This is a genomic window from Tunturiibacter gelidiferens, from assembly GCF_014201335.1.
GTDB classification, from domain to species: domain Bacteria; phylum Acidobacteriota; class Terriglobia; order Terriglobales; family Acidobacteriaceae; genus Edaphobacter; species Edaphobacter lichenicola_E.
This window is the reverse complement of sequence record NZ_JACHEB010000014.1, coordinates 162,750-179,474: the sequence shown is the minus strand read 5'-3', so window position 1 is coordinate 179,474 and position 16,725 is coordinate 162,750. Positions and strand designations below refer to the sequence as shown.

The window sequence follows — 16,725 nt, the reverse complement described above, 5'->3', positions numbered from 1 at the left end:
AGCGATACGCTGCGGACACTCTCTGCCAAGGGGGAGGGCCGGTCGAATCTCTACGGTCGCCGCTTTACAGACCACAGGGTTCTCTTTCACAAACTTCCGCAGGTTTTGAAGAAATTTCAGATTATGGCCATTTTAGAAACAACGGAGGCAGTTATGGAAAACGAAGTGTCGGTACTCGCAAGGGATATAGACAAGGCACCGAACGGCGAAGCTGTGATTGAGCGATTACTCAGCGCGCAAATAAAAGTCCAACGGCTGTTCGCACTCGCCGACGCCAAGATCGCGCAGCAGGACGTGACAATCGCAGAGCAAAACGCCAAGATCGCCGCGCTGATGAAGTTGGTCGACAGCCATCAAGCGGAACTTGAGATTCTGAGAATGCGGCAGCAAGGCGGCATCGTGCAATGAGAACAAGTGTTCTCAGATGGAACCGGCTGAAGCGACGCGCCGCCGCTCTGGGGGTCGATGTGCAAACCCTCATCCGGCTCGACGCAGCACAGCAACGCGAGACCTCACCGGCAACCGACGACGGGCAGCGGAACGAATCTTCACCCGCTGCTCCCAAACTTGGCGCATACTTATCCGCAGACACTCCAGCAGCTCACCAGCCGATGCAGGCAGAGAGCAGCAGGCGTAGTTGATGCGGCACCACCCGTCAGGTTAGCCATTCAGCGCCGACGAATCCCGCGTCATGGAGTGTCATCATCATGGACCCAAATATCAAGTCAGTACTCGACTCAATCAAGGGGTCGGTCGAAGCCTACGGGCCGAAGATCGCCGCCATCCAAACGCAGCTTGACGCACAGGATCGCAACTTCGCAAGCAAGATTTTTGGCGACTCAACGCCGCCCGCCTTCGTTGAGAAGCTGAAGTCGCATGAAGGTTTTCAGCGTCTCCTAAACGACCGCCGTGGCAAAGCCGTTCTCACGCTGACGGGCAAAGATGCGAGCGACTTTCTCAGTCGGAAGACAACCATCACCGAGACCGGTCAAGGCTTCCAGACGACCGGCGTTTTGGCGATTGATCGTGACACTGGCATCACGGCAGAAGCTCGTCAGACGTTGACCGTGCGTGACGCGCTCACATCGAGACCGACATCTTTCGCCGTCGTCGACTTCGTGAAGGTCACGACTCCTATGGGCATCGCCTCACCAGTGCCAGAGGCTTCGGTCAAGCCTGAGAACGCCGTCGTCTTCACATCCGAGAGTGAGAAGGTGCGCACAATCGCGACATGGATTCCAGCGTCACGGCAGATCCTCGACGACTTCACCGAACTCGCAAGTTTCCTGCAAACGTCGCTTGCCTACTACGTGAACCTTGAGGAAGAGTTGCAGCTCCTCGCGGGAGACGATACGGGCGAGAACTTGCACGGCCTCATCCCGCAGGCGAGTGCGTTTCAAACTGGCTTGCTATCTCTCACCGCAGGGTTCAACCGTATCGACATCATCGGGCGTGCCATCGAGCAGTTGACGACGGCAAAAGAGATTCCGCCGACGTTTGTCGTGATGCATCCCGCCGATTGGTGGAGCATTCGACTGACGAAGGACTCCTTTGGTCGATACCTCATCGGCGACCCGCAGGCGACCGCGAACGCGAGACTCTTCGACTTGCTCGTGATTCCGACGACCAGCATTCCGGTAGGCGTTTTCTTAGTCGGCTCTGGCAACCCCGCCGCCTGCGAGATTCGCGACCGCATGGAGTTGCAGTTTGAGGTGAGCACCGAACACGCCTCGTACTTTACTTCCAATCTCTGCGCGTGCCGTGCCGAGAAGAGAATGGTGCTGATCACCAAACGACCCGGCAGCTTCGTCACAGGCACCTTCATCACGTCGCCAGTCTCGTAAAGGGGGAATGATGGAGACCAGAGATTATTCCTTCCGCCTCAATGCGAAGTCGCTCGACTCGACGACGGGCACCTTCACAGGGCTTGCATCGACGTACGGTGGACCGCCTGATTTACAGGGCGACATCATCGAACCGGGTGCATACAAAGCAGCCATCGCATCGCAGGGCGCAGGCTTCCCGCTGTTGTGGGCACACTTGCAAAGTGAGCCGCTTGGCATAGCGAAGATGTCGGACTCACCGACCGGGCTAGTCGTCAACGGCACACTGTTGATGTCGGACAGCGGAGCGCAACGGGCTTACAACTTCATGAAGTCGGGCGTCGTCAGGGGTTTGTCGATTGGCTACACCGTGCCACCGGAATCAACCGGCAAAGTTGTGTATGGCAACGACGGCACGCGCACGCTGAAGGAAATCATGCTTCATGAATGCTCGCTGGTTAGCGTGCCTGCGAATCGGCAAGCGCAAGTCATCACGGTGAAGTCACTCTCTCAGGTGGAAAGTTTGCTGCGCAGTGTTCGTCCTGGAGACGTTCAGGGCGACACGCTCGACCAGCTCCGCAGCATCGACCTCACGCTGAAGAGTCTCCTCAAAAAAGACGCCGACGACGACTGCTCGTGCGACTGTGATGCGTGCATCGCTGGAGACTGCGACGAGTGCGACGACGACTGCGAACAGTGTCAGGGCGACGAGTGTTCGGGATGTGTTGCGGCAAGAGCCGACGCCGCCGACATCGAAGACCTGAAGGCGTTCTCGATGGAGTTGAAAAAGCTAGTCATTTAGCGCATACTCACGGCGAGAGTGAGAGTGCGAGAGGGCAGAGCGGTTTACGGACTGACACCGTAGGCCGCTTTTCTGTTGTCGCGAAAGGCGGCATTAAATACCGGCCTTTCGAATGTATCAATACATCGTCGAAATCTCATCGACGTTGTGTGAAGCATCCTACGAAGCCGATTACTCGACGCTGACCAGCTCAGGGGCGTCGTCATATTCAAAGAGCACCGACGAACCCTTTGGATGATCCTTCGCAATCTTGAGCGTCGGATATACGGTCAGACTGAGATTCACGGTAATCCCATCGACCTCTATTTTGCGTTTATCGGCGAGTTTCATTAAGTCTTGCAACGTCAAATTGATGCTCTGCATGCCCACCAGAATAGCCGAACGCGACCGCCGCCAACAAAGGTTCACTAAGTGAACCTTTCCGGGGATCGTTTCATCTTGCGGAAATCGGCATTTGCTGTTTCTTCTAGTTGTAGTCGTTGTAGCCGGGTGGGCCATCCAAGGCTATGGTGCCTTCACTGATCCGATAGCAAAAGCGGCTTTCGTGAATAGTGTCGTCATACGTGTTCCCATACTTGATGGCAGAGAAAACAAAAATTCTGGCATCGGGTCGGAAAGCGGCGAAGCTGTCGAATATACCGATCTCCTCCGTCTCACCCGGTGCAACCCAAAGAGCGTGCACAAGCTCTCCTCCTTCGGAGAAACCATAACCGTAGGTAGGAGTTGGGGGAAGGCTCTCGCCTGTTTTTATGTCATATCCCGGAATGAATGGGTCTCTCCAAGTAATCACGGCAGGACTGTTTCCGGTGTTATGGGCAGTGAAGGCGTACCCCATGCCCTTATGGGTGGCTTTTATCAGGAGCCACGGACGTTGCATGGCTATCTGAAGGTTCGTCTGCTTGAGAGCCATTTCGGCTTGGGATTCAATAGCGCTCAAGGTCCTCAGAGCGATGCAGCCAGCCCAGATAGCAGCGACGACCAAAGCCCAGTTAGACCAGACGGGTGGCCAGAACCAGACTATCCACCTGTGCCAATTTCTATGCCACTGCTGCGCTTGTTGTTGGGTGGGCTGTTTTTGTAGAGGACTAGCTGGCTGTACGACCATCGTACAAGTACACGGTGGAGACATGCGTGTTTGGCTTTGGAAATTGTTTGTCTCTGCCCCATGGGGCCTTGGGGATGGCAGTAAGAGCGCGGTGAGCAAAATAAGAGCAAAGCGCATAGGGCTAATTGACTTTCTTGGAGGGCGCTATGAACACGAATTACCACGAAGGCCCGGGGGCAAAAGAGAGATTCGAGAAGAGATTCGAGAAACTAGCGACTCGTCTTTTTCGCGTACCGAAGTCTACCGTCAAACCGACAGCTGCGTAAACCAAAAGAATTCCCAGCGCGCTCTGTGTGTGTGGGACATTCGAGGGGCCTATCCTTATCCGCGATGAGCGACTGTATCGCGCCGAACATGACACGTTTGAACTCTACTGTCGCGAACGATGGGGATGGAGTAAGACGCATGTCAATCGACAGATTGAGGCTGCGAGTGTGGCTGGCAATTTGACACCAATTGGTGTCACGCCGGTCAGCGAGTCGCAGCTTCGACCACTCGCTGCACTAGAGCCAGAACTCGTTTACCGGAGAGACGCTGTCCCTTGTAGTGTTCCAAATCTCCACAGCTAATCGCCACAGGGCCACGTTCGCGTGCTCTAAACTTCCGTCATGCACCGAGTCGTGATGAACTTCATGCACCGCGACAAGTGGACGATCCACTTCATCGAAGAGGACTGCAAGACTTCTGTAGTGAACCGATACTTCGCCTTCGCTACCCTGCATAACCTCCGCGACTTCGTGATCCGATGCAATGCAGGACCAGCCGAGCTAGACGACTTCGATCATTCCGTTAAAGCTTGGGGACGCGGAAGCACTCACCTGACATTGACCGATGAGCAATATGTCTCTTTGAAAAAGTGCCCTAGCGGGTCACACGCCGCGACGAGTACATACGTCATTCCAACCACTGAATGAGTGCTGGGAAAGCTCTCTGGAATCGGTGACGCTGCTATCAGCGACACAGGAGAGACACCATGACCACCACCACCCTCACCATAGACCAGACTGACGAGATCGTCCTCACCGCAAGCCAGCCCCGCGACGGTGCCATTGAGGACTGCGAAGTCTCGGCCACCGATGTGACCTACTTCTTCGAGAATGGCACCTCGGCGAAGGTTTGCCGCATAACTGGGGCCGTCACCCGGTAGCCCAGAGTGCCCCGTAATCGCGCCACGTTAGCCCACACGCGACCGGAAGGGCAAAACCTTCACACCACGTTGCGTCATCTCTAGGAAGTCAGCCCAGTCCCTCATCATCTTGGTACGCGGCTCCAAGTAAAGTGCGTGGTTGTAGCTCGCTGACACCGAGTTGCGCGGGGCATGGGCGAGCTGCAATTCGATGTGCTCGTGTTGATAGCCACGCTCGTGCAGGATGGTGGAAGCCAGACCTCGGAAGCCGTGCCCGGTCATACGGTGCTTGTATCCCATGCGCTCCAGTCCTTGGAGGATGGTGTTGTTGCTCATCGTCGTGGCTCCGTGATCTCCCGGGAACAGGTACTCACTATCGCCTGAGATCAGCTTCAACGATTCCAACACTTCAAGCGTCTGTCTCGCCAGCGGAACGATGTGCGGTGTCTTCATCTTCATGCGCTCAGCGGGGATGTCCCAACGCTTCGCTGACAGATCGAACTCGCTCCACTTCGCGCCGATCAACTCAGTTGTCCGCACAAAGGTCAGGGTCATAAGTTTGAACGCCATCCGAGTCAACTGTGTGCCCTGATAGACCTCGATGGCCTTGAGCAAGTCCGGTAACTCCTTCGCGTCGATCCGAGCCAAATTTGTTTTATGCGTCGACTTCAGGATGTCGGCTGGCTTGATCTCACTGGCTGGGTTCCGTTTCGCGTATCCATGAGCGATGGCATAGCGGAAGATCTGGCCTGTCGTTTGGAGTGCACGCTTGGCAAGGTCTCCCGCACCGCGCTCCTCGATTGCCTTCACCACTCTTACCAGCTCCGGGGCTTCAATCATTGCGATGGGCCGAGTACCTAGACTCGGAAACAGGTTGGCCTCCATACGACGGATCATCGTGTCCGCATGACGTGGGCTCTTCCCTTCTCTCCAGTGCTCCAGCCACTTCGCTGCGACCGTCGCGAAGGAGTTCTCATCTGCCTCCTGCGCCCTAAGCTTCTCGGCCTTCTTCTCTGCCATCGGATCGACGCCCGAAGCCAGCAGTTCCCGGTTCTGTCTGTGCAGCTCTCTGGCCAACGTCAGGGAAACATCCGGGTACTGGCCGAACGACATCAGCTTTCCCTTACCCTCATAGCGGTACTTCCAACGCCAAAGCTTTCCGCCGCTCGGGGTTACGAACAGAAACAAACCACCACCGTCGCCCATCTTCCGTGCCGCTGTCCCTGCCTTCGCTTGCTTTACCTTTATGTCCGTCAGGTCACTTCGCATCCCCGTACCCCCATGCAATTCTGGGAAGTACCCCCTTTTGGCGAATCACCTACCCCCAAAAGTACCCCCAAAACCACTGGCTTTTATCATACGTCGCCGGACGACGGAAGACTCCCTTTTCGGGTAACTCTTTTATTTTGTGTTGCTTTATGAACTTTACTGGACTGTATTGGACGCTGCGGGAATGGGGAATGGTGGGCAGTGAGGGACTCGAACCCCCGACATCCTGCTTGTAAGGCAGGCGCTCTAACCAACTGAGCTAACCGCCCGTTGCGGTTCTGTGGGACCTAAGACAGTGTATTGGACCGGCGCCGTGGATGCAATGCGCCTCGGGCGGACGCACGCGATACCCCCGGTTTTGTGCAGGTATAGAATATTTTCTTGAATACCCCTGGGGGGTATTTGCATCCACTCAGTAGAAGGAGAAATTCCATGCAGGAAGCAGTTGCGTTGTCGATTGAAGGAATGCATTGCGAGGCTTGTGTCCGCAGAGTTAGCGCTGCTTTGGGAAAGATGGAGGGGGTTCAGGTGAATTCCGTGGAGGTCGGATCGGCCAGTGTAACGTTCAATCCGGAACAAGTCACTGTGGAGAAGATCGCCGGGGCGGTCAACAAGATTGGGTTCGAGGCACGCACCGAAGAGTGAATGCGAGGATGCTATGTCCGGTAGTTTGATGATCAAAGACGGCGGCGTCGGCAATGTCGTAGCTTCCGGTGCGGCTAAGCACGTCACGATTCCCGTCACCGGGATGACGTGTGCGGCGTGCCAGTCCTTCGTTCAGCGGGAGCTTGCCAATCAGGCTGGGGTGAAGGATGCGACGGTAAGCCTTATGCTGCATAACGCCACGGTGACGTTCGACCAAGGTGAAACATCGATCTCCGCATTGGTAGAGGCGATTCGTGGCACCGGCTACGGCGCGCATCTTCCTCTGGAGCATCAGTCGGTTCTTGACGAACAGGAGGAGCACGACGACACGCAGTTGAGGGAGTATCGGCAACTGCGACAGAAGGCCGTGGTAAGCCTCATCGCCGGTAGCGCTGGCATGCTCTTGTCGATGCCCCTGATGACGATCAACGGTGGTACTGGAATGGAGCGGATGAAAGATCCGCTGATGAACTGGACCATGCAAGTAGTTGATCCGCTGTTGCGCAGCGTACTGCCCTGGATGTACGACCTCAACGCAAACGCGATTCGATGGTTCCTCTTTGCTCTCGCGACGTTCATCCTCAGTTGGGCAGGACGAAGGTTTTACATCAAAGCGTGGTCTGCCCTTCAACATAAGACGGCGGACATGAACACACTTGTGGCTCTTGGTACGGGAGCGGCTTATCTCTACTCTGCAGCCAGTACGATCACTCCCGGTTTCTTTGTCGCCCGCGGCGTCGCTCCCGACGTTTATTTTGAAGCCACGATTCTGATCATCGGATTGGTGCTGGTTGGCAATACGCTGGAGAGCAGGGCGAAGGGACAGACGGCAAGCGCTTTGCGCAAGCTCATCCAGCTGCAGCCGAAGACTGCGACTGTTCTGCGTGATGGAATCGAGAGCAGCGTCCCGCTTGAGTCGATTCAAAACGGAGATCACGTGGTGGTGCGACCCGGCGAGCGAATACCGACAGATGGCGAGGTGATCTCGGGTCGGAGCAGTGTCGATGAATCGATGCTCACGGGCGAGTCCTTACCCATTGAAAAGACGACGCGCGACAAGGTGATGGGGGGAACGTTGAACCAACGCGGATCGCTGCAGTATCGAGCGACCAGCTTGGGCGCAGACAGCATGCTGTCACAGATAGTGCGCCTCCTACGCGAGGCTCAGGGATCGCGTGCTCCGATTCAACGCATCGCGGACCGCATCAGCGCCGTGTTTGTGCCGACGGTTCTGGGTATTGCGATCGTCACCTTCGCTGCATGGCGTGTGTTGGCTCCGCACTCAGGAGTAATGCAGGCGTTCGTGGCTGCCGTTGCTGTGCTCGTGATTGCCTGTCCGTGCGCGATGGGCCTGGCTGTTCCGACAGCTGTGATGGTTGCAACGGGACGAGGAGCCAACTATGGAATTCTCATCAAAGGTGGCGAGGCTCTTCAGCGATTGGAGAAGATCGATACCGTTGTGCTGGACAAGACGGGAACCATCACAGCTGGCCGTCCTGAGGTTACCGACTTTTTACTCCTTTCAAACGATAGCAATATAGCAATGAGTGAAGCTACGAGTCTCGCCGAGCATCATGTCCTTCGCGCTGCCGCGGCACTGGAGCGCGCGAGTGAACATCCTCTCGCGGAAGCGTTCGTTCAATACGCAGTAGAACGTGGTTTGAATCTGCCCCAGGCGCACGACTTCGAGTCATTCCCTGGACTTGGCGTCGTAGGAGTCGTCGATGGCGAGATCATATTGATCGGCAACCCTACGCTGATGAAGATGCACGGTGTCACCATTGAGCCGCAGAAGGCAACGGCAGAACAAATGTCAGCGGAAGGAAAGACTCCGTTATGGATCGCCATCGACAACGAACTAGTTGCCATCCTGGCTGTTGCAGATACGATCAAGCCTGATTCCATCGAAGCGATCCGCAAGATGCATGACGACGGACTTCGTGTAGTGATGCTTACAGGCGACAACGAACGCACCGCTCACGCCATTGCACGGCAGGTGAACGTCGATGAGGTGATTGCGGGCGTGCTTCCTGCTGGCAAGGTTGAAGCAATCAAGCGCTTGCAAGCAGAACACCGCGTGGTAGCCATGGTAGGAGATGGAGTGAACGATGCTCCTGCGCTCGCACAGGCTGACGTGGGACTGACTATGGCCAGTGGCGCTGACATCGCGATGGACGCGGGAGATGTGACGCTGATGCGGAGCGATCTCAATGGCGTCGCGGCAGCGGTGACTCTCTCGCGCCGCACAATGCGAGTCATGCGGCAAAATCTGTTTTGGGCGTTCGTCTATAACGTGATTGGGATTCCAATTGCCGCTGGTGCGCTCTATCCAGTTTTTGGAGTGATGCTGAGCCCGGTGATAGCCAGCGCAGCCATGGCTCTCAGCTCTTTCAGTGTTGTCACAAACAGCTTGCGATTACGCCGCCTCCAGCTTGACTAAGGAAAAATATGCCGACGAAGAAAGCAAATCCTAAACCCAACGTCGCGATCGTGGAATCGTGCGGCTGCGAGATAGGCGAATCGGACCGCAAGGCGGTTGGAGTCGATCCTGAGATCAAAGCCTCCAACCTGCGTCGGTTGCGACGGCTCGAAGGACAGATCCGGGGTCTTCAGCGGATGGTCAAGGAAGATCGCTATTGCACCGATATTCTTACTCAAGTCTCTTCAGTCCAGGAGGCATTGCGTTCCGTGGCCAGAGCGTTGATGCGGAACCATCTCTCTCACTGCGCAACTCAGGCAATTCGCACCGGATCCACAGAGGAGAGGCAGGCGATGTACGACGAGTTAATGGAACTCATCTACAAAAACGCACGCTAATCAAGATCGGCAAAGGCTTATCGCAGATGCACTCCAAATCAAAAGTCTGCTAGTGTGGCCTACGATCCCATCCTCATCACTATCGCAGCCGCGGCCCATGCGTATGGATGAAGCGTCTGATGTGTGGATGCGAAACTGGTTGAAAACAAGGTTCCGTTCCGGAGAAAGACATTCCCAGCCCTGTCATGGAAATCTCTTCTGTGGTCAAAGTGGGAGACTCGAAAGAGGCCGGCGATCCACAGTTGAGTTCCACTTTTGGCTCGGTTGGAGGGCGAATGGACACCAAAGACCGCCATCTTCTGGTAAACTCAATCTTGTCGTTGCGTCGAGTTCGTTTGGTGTCCACGTGGTATCCAAACATCTCCGAAGTCGAGTCCGCCGCGACAGGTAGAAAAAGGCGAAAGTGGCGAAAGCTGCGAAACGCTTGCTCTATGACATATATCCGAAGTGTTGAAAACACTCTTGGGGACGTAGCTCAGTTGGTTAGAGCGCTGCCCTGTCACGGCAGAGGTCGCGGGTTCGAGCCCCGTCGTCCCCGCCATAAGCTACTAAGAATGAACAGCTTATGGCGGACCTCTAGTGGCAAGTTAATTCCTACAGTACTAATAACCTTTACCGCCGTCATTCCCATCCATAAAAATCTGTGCCTGCCTCCCACTTGTTATGCGCTTATCTGCAAAAACACCCCGTGTGTAGAGGTCCAGTGTGATGCGTGCATTTACATGTCTCAAGCTCTTTGAGCTCTACTCCAGAAACGCATCATCCTTGTTTAGATGCCGCCACGTTCTGTGCGTCTTCCCCTCAAGCTCCTTCAATTGACCGTGGTCAGCGTCCCTTTAGAGTCTGCCTCATCCGCTCGGGAAGGAAAGATTCTAGCTGAAAAGTGGACCAAAAGTTCTCTTATATGTGAACCGTTGTGCAGTCACCAATCCTCACTTTCATGACAGCACTGAGCTTTTATGACTGTGCGTGTGGAGCGCGTCACGTGCTTTCACTCTATTTGCTCTAGAATCTTGCTATAGTCAACGGCTAGCTCATCGGCATGCTACCGATCCTTCTTTCCGTTGGGTTGCTTTTGCTGCGCTCTTCGATAGTGATTCAATTTTGGTCGTCACAAAATGTTCCCTCCCAAATGCTCTGAAGGGTGAGTATTCTTGAAAAGCGAATCGCTACAGCCTGTGAAAAGGGTTCTTGTCTATCGGCTTGGCAGTCTTGGCGATACCGTCGTCGCGATTCCTGGGTTCAAACTTATTGCACGTGCTTTTCCGGAAGCGGAACGACGGTTACTGACCAGTTTTCCACCAAACGCCAAGGCACCAGCTTCTTCGGCAATTTTGGAGCATACCGGATTGATCCACGGCTTTTTGCGTTATAGCTTGCGTACGAGAAACATCCTAGAGTTAATTCGGGTGTGGTGGCAGATTCTGCTTTGGCGTCCTGAAGTGTTGGTATACATGGCAGCAAGGTCCGGTCTTCCAGATGCAAGACGGAACGCCCTATTTTTTCGTCTTTGCGGGATCCGCCGTCTTGTCGGCGTGCCTCTTACAGAGGACATGCAGAACTCTCGTGCGCTAGTCGCTTCCCCCACGCTGAATATCATTCAAGGAGCGATTTATGAGCACGAGAGTGAACGCCTGACGCGGAATATTAAGGAACTCGGCGATGCGAAATTAGACGATGCCGATAGCTGGGATCTAAAGCTAACAACTGCTGAGCACGGACGAGCAGAAACTGTGCTCGAACCTATTGGCAATCGCCCGTTTATCGCGATCAGTTTTGGTACGAAGAACCAAGCGAACGAATGGGGGAACGAGAACTGGATGGCGTTGCTGATGCGCCTGGCCAAACGATACCCGGAGCACGCGTTAGTAATCTGTGGCGCGAAAGTTGAGGTGGACGCAAGTGAACTTGCCGTGGAAGTGTGGCGGAGTGCTTCTGCTGCGCCTGCGCTAAACCTATGCGGTGTACTCAGCCCGAGAGAAAGCGCTGCTGTCTTTCGACAAGCGGTAGTCTTTATTGGACACGATTCTGGTCCGATGCACCTTGCTGCTGCAGTGCAAACCCCCTGTGTCGGCATTTATGGGTCTCGCAATTTACCTGGTATCTGGTTTCCATATGGGGAGCGACACCGAGTGCTATATCACCGTGTCGAATGCGAAGACTGCCGTCTTAATACCTGCGTCGTCGAGAAGAAGAAATGCATCTTGTCGATCACCGTTGACGAGGTGTTTGAGCAGACCGTGACCCTCATCGCAAGATCATTGACTCACCTATCCGACTACGGAGGGAATCTAGCTCCTAGTCGGGATTAGTATGCGAGGCTCCCCCAGGGAGAGAAGGAAGATGCGTCATTGATCGGAGAGTGACGCGCGCATCGTAGCCGTCGTAAGGCGAGATCGCAGTGGCGGCTTTTTGGCGGAAAAGGAGATGGCTGATCAGTGGTTCAAACGGGATCGGAACACGGCGGGGTCAGGATCGAGAGTGGCCCGTAGAAATGCGAACCACGTCATCCGGAAATTTCCTGGAATAATTTACTCTTTTGGCTGCACGGATCAAGTCATCAACCGCCTTGCGGCAGCCGTGGGCCCGGTGAATAATCTTCATGACCCGAGGCCTTAGAGCTGGCCTGATAGGGAATGCCTTAAGCGTATTCAACTTATGCTCTTTGGCGACGGTGGGCCATGGCAGGAAGCTGATGCCACCTCTCTCAATGAGTGTGTGCTTAATCTCATCGATGGTGTTAGCACCGAACAGCCAGTCATCCGGATATCGGGAAAGAACGCGCTGTTGTTTTAGGTATTGTTCGATGAGGGCCGTCCTGTCGAATTTGTGTTCCCGGCGGTAATGCACGACTCGCGGAAGGTCGGCCATGACGCCGGCAAGATCGGATATGGACAGTCGGTCTCTCTTTACCTCCGCTGCGATTTTGGCCGGGACGACAAAGACGTATTCCTCCTCGATCCAATCAATCTGCGTCAGATCCTTCGGGAACTCTTTCTTACGAGAGGGAGGATAACTGTATATGCCAACATCGGCCTGCCCCTTGAGAACAGATTCCTCAAGCTCTTCCCACACCCTGTCCTGCTGCCAAAAGCCCTTGCCAGGATTGAGTGATCCTTCGCGATTGATGTTGCGGTAAGACCCTTCAAGTTCCTCCGCGTAGGTGAGCCACGCATAATTGGTGGTTGCGACGGTGATATCGGAACCGTCATTCAGATCCGTTAGCTCCAAATAGAATCCGTCCTTTAAACGCATGACCCCCTCGGCGAATTTTAGGAGCTTCACGCCAGCGTCAGTAAGCTTTACACTCTTCTTTTCTTTCGGGTCGACAAGACGGCACCCTAAGAGCGTTTCCAGCTTAATGATGGAGCGGCTGACGTTCGTTGCATCCTTACCGAGCATCCCTGCCGCTTCAGAACGAGTCTCGTAAAGGTATGCCGCATGAAAGGTAGCGAGCTCGGGCATGATCTCGCGAAAAAACTTCTCGTTCCTGCGGATATCCAACTCTTGCACTTTCGTGATCTCCAGAAGTCTGCATTCCACGCATGCATGGACACACTTTGGTTGCGCGTGACGCAGAGTATAGCACCTATATTGCGTGACCAGTGACAGGAGTGTTTGCGCGATCGTAATTTAGCCCATCCACGGTGAAACTGCAGCGCGGATACGGGAGCAGACCATGTCGTTGAAACTGATTCTAGGCCGTCGCGGGGCACACACGCGGACTATCGGCTTCGCCAAACAGCCAGCTTCAAGGTCCGGGGAGCTTATCACCTATTCGGGCGACGGGCATCTCATGACGTTCTCACCGACTGGCGGAGGTAAGACGTCGGGACCGGTAATCTGCAACGCACTCACGCACCGCGGGCAACTCATCGTCATCGACATTAAGGGAGAGATTTACGCCAAGACTGCGGCCGCTCGACGTGCAATGGGACAAGAAGTACATGTGCTCGACATGAGCGACAGGGGTCTGCCTGGCTCGCTGAATCCGCTCGACCTTTTGATGCTCAGCGGCACGGACTATACAGCCATGTCGCGGAGCTTTGCAGCGGAACTCATCGAGCGTGGAGACCGCGAAAAAGAAAGATTTTGGAACGATTGGGCCGAGACCTTGATTTCCGGCGCCCTTGTCTGGCTGTTGGCGGATTGTCCTGCGGAGAAGCGGCGGCTTAGCGAAGTCTTCAATATGTACATGGCTGATGACGTCAACTACCAGCTCGCCATCCTTCTGGACACCCATGGTAAGAAGATGGACAAAGCAGCCAGAGCCGCATTCGCCAGCTACCTTCAGATTTCCGCGGAGGTAACGAGAGATGGCGTTCTGTCGTCAACACAAACGCACTTGAGGCTGTTCGATAGTGAGATGATTCGCCGACTCACGGATACAAGCTCGATGGATGTTGCTGCACTGGCCCTGGGCGAGCCGATGACGCTATACATTATTGTTCCTCCGTTACGGTTAAAGGCCTACGCACCGATTCTCAGGCTGTGGCTAACTAGCCTGATCATGGCGATGACGCAACGAAGCGAGCCGCCGCCGGAGCGCACGCTAATGCTCTGCGACGAGATAGGGAACCTTGGCCGTATCGATGCGTTTCTCACGGCTTCGACGCTCATGCGTTCATGGGGGCTTACGCTGTGGAGCTTCTGGCAAAATGTCGCACAGCTCCAGATCTATGGTTCACAAGCAAATACACTCGTCGACAACGCCGGAGTCATCCAGACGTTCGGTGCCAAGAACATGCGGATGGCTCAGGATCTTGCGAATATGATTGGCGGTGTTTCTGCAGACCAGATAATGGCGCTTGGGCCGGAGGAACAGATACTGCTGATCGATGCGAAAGTCATTAAGTGCAAGCAGGCGCGATACTACAACGACGAGCTATTCAAGTCTGCGGTGTAAGAAGAGAACCCCCGCGCGAGTTTGAGGATTATCAAGACTCAAATTACTTCCCGGAGGGCATGATTTGCTGGCGTTACGGCCTGGTAGTTGTTAAACAAATCAACCACGCTCTGAGGCGAGTTTTCGTCGAAGAACAGCTTAAGGTTCCGGTCAGCCTCCGCGGCGGCGGACGCGCTGCGAGGAAAGAGGTCCTGTTCATACGCGATGAGCGCAGCTTCAACATTACCGGGGTGGGAGGCTATGGCCTTCCCAAGTTCCGCACCGTCGTACATAGCGAGATTTGCTCCTTCGCCAGCGAACGGCGACATAAGGTGCGCTGCATCGCCGATCAGCGTCACCCCGGGCACTCGGTCCCATCTGTGCTCAACCGGCAGCGCGTGGATAGGGCGAAGCACAGGGTCGGTCTCTGTGCTGGTGAGGAGCGCTGTCAACTCAGGAGCCCATCCATCAAACTCCGCGGCAACGCGGGCCAAGGTAGATACCGGATCGGAGAAGTCGATACTGGAGATCCAGTCCTCCGGCTTGTTGAGCGCCACATACGCATGCAGCGTGGCATCGGCCTCGCGGTGTGCCATGATGCCTTTGCCTGGCGCAAGAGCCATCATAGTGCCACTGCCAACCGCTTCTGCGCTTGCCTTGTAGCGGGTTTCGCTGTCGAAAAGGAAGGTCTCGATGAAAGAGGTGCCAACATACTCCGGTTTTACGTCGGAGAGGAGCGGACGAACTCTGGACCAGGCTCCGTCCGCGCCCACGAGGAGCTCCGTTGTCACTGTAGCTCCATTCGCGAAGATCACCGCGTGCCTCCCATCGCCGAGGGGAGACACTGCTGTGGTTTTGTGTCCCCAGCGGACTGTGCCGGAAGGAAGGGAGTCCAGCAGAATTCGACGGAGGTCCCCTCGGGGTACTTCAGGTCGACCGCCGTTGCCTTTGTCGGGCTGATACAGCAGGACGTTGGCGTCCTTGTCCAGGACGCATTGCGCCTCAGCATCAGCCTGGATGAGCCCGAGGAATTCCTCAAAGAGTCCCGCTGTCTTCAGTGCGAGCTGCCCGTTGTATTCGTGGATATCGAGCAAGCCTCCTTGTGCTCGTGCGTTCTCCGAAACTTCCGCCTCGTAGACTGTCGCTGCAATTCCGTGAACGTGGAGAACGCGCGCAAGTGTCAGCCCGCCGAGCCCTGCACCGATGATCGTGATCGGAGTATTCATAGTGATTCCTTTGTGGTTCATGGCCGCCCAAACACTGCTGCGCTAACGGCCATAATGGAACAACGTTCCATTATTATGGAATGATGTTCCATATATGTCAAGATTAGGTATGGTTCAAAAAGTACGTATCAAAAGGACGAGCGGCAGCCTACGACGAGAAGAATCGCTCTCACGGGAACAAATCATTGAAACATCGATCGAGCTTTTGGACGGCAGCGGAGAAGGCGGTCTCACATTCCGCACCCTGTCCGAGCGGCTCGCCACCGGCCCTGGTGCTATTTACTGGCACATCGCCAATAAGAGCGATCTGCTGACTGCTGCATGCGATGCCATCATCGCTCGCACCATGAACGCCCCCTTGGCTTCGCTCACGCCTGGCGCGACACCGCAAGCAATCATTCGCCTCCTCGCGTTGGCCATGTTCGACGCCATGGACGAGCATCCGTGGATCGGCTCGGCGCTCACACGTGCTCCAGGGCAGTCGCCCATGGTGCGCATTGTTGAACGCATCGGCCAGCAGATTCGAATCCTGGGTGTGCCGAAAAAAGAACACTGGGTAACCGTATCCGCGTTGCTGAACTATATCCTCGGTGTCGGTGGGCGGAATGCGGCCAACGGGCAGTTCGCTCGGACGCAAGGCCTCGACAGAACCGACTTCCTGGAGGCGGTATCGACTGCGTGGTCGCAACTCGATCCGGAGGAGTACCCGTTCGCACGCGGCCTGGCCGCACAGTTGCGCTCTCACGACGACCGAAAGGATTTTCTCGCGGGGATCGATCTCATCCTCAGAGGTATTGGCTCACCGCACCGAACGTAGATTAGCGTCGCTCCGGATTCCTTGTCTCGGAACTCGATCTACAGCCCTGATCTGTTCACGCCTGTGGCTCGTTCCAGTTCTTCGACGCCAGTTGACGGATCCACGACCTCTGCGTTTAGGAGGTCGTAGACGTTGCGGAAGTAATCCGCACGCTGCCTTCAGTAAGGTGGCTACGTGTGTCAGCGTCAAGCCAACGAAGTACAGGAATTC

Annotated in this window: 17 protein-coding genes and 2 tRNA genes; 12 read left to right on the top strand and 7 right to left on the bottom strand. The window is 55.3% G+C overall.

Features of this window, described 5'->3' with window-relative positions:
* From HDF14_RS26185 to HDF14_RS23720, 4 genes are all read left to right on the top strand, one after another.
* The coding region (locus HDF14_RS26185; RefSeq protein ID WP_221304848.1) for a hypothetical protein at positions 1–408 on the top strand (408 nt) is incomplete at its 5' end.
* Positions 405–641, top strand: a complete 237-nt coding sequence (locus HDF14_RS23730) for a hypothetical protein (RefSeq protein ID WP_183981233.1) — start codon at positions 405–407, stop codon at positions 639–641. The genes HDF14_RS26185 and HDF14_RS23730, both read left to right, overlap by 4 nt.
* 66 nt (positions 642–707) lie before the next feature.
* Positions 708–1,844 carry a phage major capsid protein gene (locus HDF14_RS23725; RefSeq protein WP_183981232.1) on the top strand — a complete coding sequence of 379 codons (1,137 nt, stop codon included), beginning with the start codon at positions 708–710 and terminating at the stop codon, positions 1,842–1,844.
* Between the two features lie 7 nt (positions 1,845–1,851).
* The gene (locus tag HDF14_RS23720) at positions 1,852–2,625 is read left to right on the top strand and encodes an HK97 family phage prohead protease (RefSeq protein WP_183981231.1); all 774 of its coding nucleotides are present in this window, start codon (positions 1,852–1,854) and stop codon (positions 2,623–2,625) included.
* A 171-nt stretch (positions 2,626–2,796) separates the two neighbouring features.
* Here HDF14_RS23720 and HDF14_RS23715 read toward each other — a convergent pair whose 3' ends face one another.
* From HDF14_RS23715 to HDF14_RS23705, 3 genes are all read right to left on the bottom strand, one after another.
* Positions 2,797–2,955, bottom strand: a complete 159-nt coding sequence (locus tag HDF14_RS23715; RefSeq protein ID WP_183981230.1) for a hypothetical protein — start codon at positions 2,953–2,955, stop codon at positions 2,797–2,799.
* Positions 2,956–3,091: 136 nt separating this feature from the next.
* Positions 3,092–3,535, bottom strand: a complete 444-nt coding sequence (locus HDF14_RS23710; protein ID WP_183981229.1) for a hypothetical protein — start codon at positions 3,533–3,535, stop codon at positions 3,092–3,094.
* 698 nt (positions 3,536–4,233) lie between these two features.
* The gene (locus HDF14_RS23705) at positions 4,234–4,452 is read right to left on the bottom strand and encodes a hypothetical protein (RefSeq protein ID WP_183981228.1); all 219 of its coding nucleotides are present in this window, start codon (positions 4,450–4,452) and stop codon (positions 4,234–4,236) included.
* 251 nt (positions 4,453–4,703) lie between these two features.
* On the opposite strand from HDF14_RS23705, the gene HDF14_RS23700 reads away from it, so the two are divergent.
* A complete protein-coding gene (locus HDF14_RS23700) occupies positions 4,704–4,877 on the top strand; it encodes a hypothetical protein (protein WP_183981227.1) in 174 nt (57 codons plus the stop codon).
* A 27-nt stretch (positions 4,878–4,904) separates the two neighbouring features.
* On the opposite strand, the gene HDF14_RS23695 is transcribed toward HDF14_RS23700, so the two are convergent.
* Entirely contained in the window at positions 4,905–6,125 is a 1,221-nt protein-coding gene (locus HDF14_RS23695; RefSeq protein ID WP_183981226.1) for a tyrosine-type recombinase/integrase, read from the bottom strand.
* Positions 6,126–6,317: 192 nt separating this feature from the next.
* Positions 6,318–6,394, bottom strand: a tRNA-Val gene (locus HDF14_RS23690).
* A gap of 163 nt (positions 6,395–6,557) precedes the next feature.
* Here HDF14_RS23690 and HDF14_RS23685 point away from each other — a divergent pair.
* The 5 genes from HDF14_RS23685 to HDF14_RS23665 all read left to right on the top strand — a co-directional run bounded on the left by HDF14_RS23685 (position 6,558) and on the right by HDF14_RS23665 (position 11,899).
* The gene (locus HDF14_RS23685; RefSeq protein ID WP_183981225.1) at positions 6,558–6,770 is read left to right on the top strand and encodes a heavy-metal-associated domain-containing protein; all 213 of its coding nucleotides are present in this window, start codon (positions 6,558–6,560) and stop codon (positions 6,768–6,770) included.
* 13 nt (positions 6,771–6,783) lie between these two features.
* Positions 6,784–9,210, top strand: a complete 2,427-nt coding sequence (locus HDF14_RS23680) for a heavy metal translocating P-type ATPase (RefSeq protein ID WP_221304847.1) — start codon at positions 6,784–6,786, stop codon at positions 9,208–9,210.
* A gap of 176 nt (positions 9,211–9,386) precedes the next feature.
* Entirely contained in the window at positions 9,387–9,587 is a 201-nt protein-coding gene (locus HDF14_RS27755) for a metal-sensitive transcriptional regulator (protein WP_406707264.1), read from the top strand.
* Between the two features lie 464 nt (positions 9,588–10,051).
* Positions 10,052–10,128: transfer RNA gene (locus HDF14_RS23670), tRNA-Asp, on the top strand.
* 613 nt (positions 10,129–10,741) lie between these two features.
* Positions 10,742–11,899: a glycosyltransferase family 9 protein gene (locus tag HDF14_RS23665; RefSeq protein WP_183981223.1), complete on the top strand. Its 1,158-nt coding sequence runs from the start codon at positions 10,742–10,744 to the stop codon at positions 11,897–11,899.
* A gap of 157 nt (positions 11,900–12,056) precedes the next feature.
* Here the strand turns inward: HDF14_RS23665 and HDF14_RS23660 are convergent, their stop codons facing one another.
* Positions 12,057–13,100 (bottom strand): LysR family transcriptional regulator, encoded by a 1,044-nt coding sequence (locus tag HDF14_RS23660; protein WP_183981222.1) that lies wholly within the window; start codon positions 13,098–13,100, stop codon positions 12,057–12,059.
* A 166-nt stretch (positions 13,101–13,266) separates the two neighbouring features.
* Between HDF14_RS23660 and HDF14_RS23655 the strand changes: the two genes are divergently transcribed.
* On the top strand, positions 13,267–14,493 hold the full coding sequence (locus HDF14_RS23655; RefSeq protein WP_183981221.1) for a type IV secretory system conjugative DNA transfer family protein: 1,227 nt from the start codon (positions 13,267–13,269) through the stop codon (positions 14,491–14,493).
* A 38-nt stretch (positions 14,494–14,531) separates the two neighbouring features.
* Here the strand turns inward: HDF14_RS23655 and HDF14_RS23650 are convergent, their stop codons facing one another.
* Positions 14,532–15,698, bottom strand: a complete 1,167-nt coding sequence (locus tag HDF14_RS23650; protein ID WP_183981220.1) for an FAD-dependent oxidoreductase — start codon at positions 15,696–15,698, stop codon at positions 14,532–14,534.
* 109 nt (positions 15,699–15,807) lie between these two features.
* On the opposite strand from HDF14_RS23650, the gene HDF14_RS23645 reads away from it, so the two are divergent.
* Complete coding sequence (locus HDF14_RS23645) at positions 15,808–16,515, top strand: TetR/AcrR family transcriptional regulator (RefSeq protein WP_183981219.1); 708 nt, start codon at positions 15,808–15,810, stop codon at positions 16,513–16,515.
* The last annotated feature ends 210 nt before the right edge of the window (positions 16,516–16,725 follow it).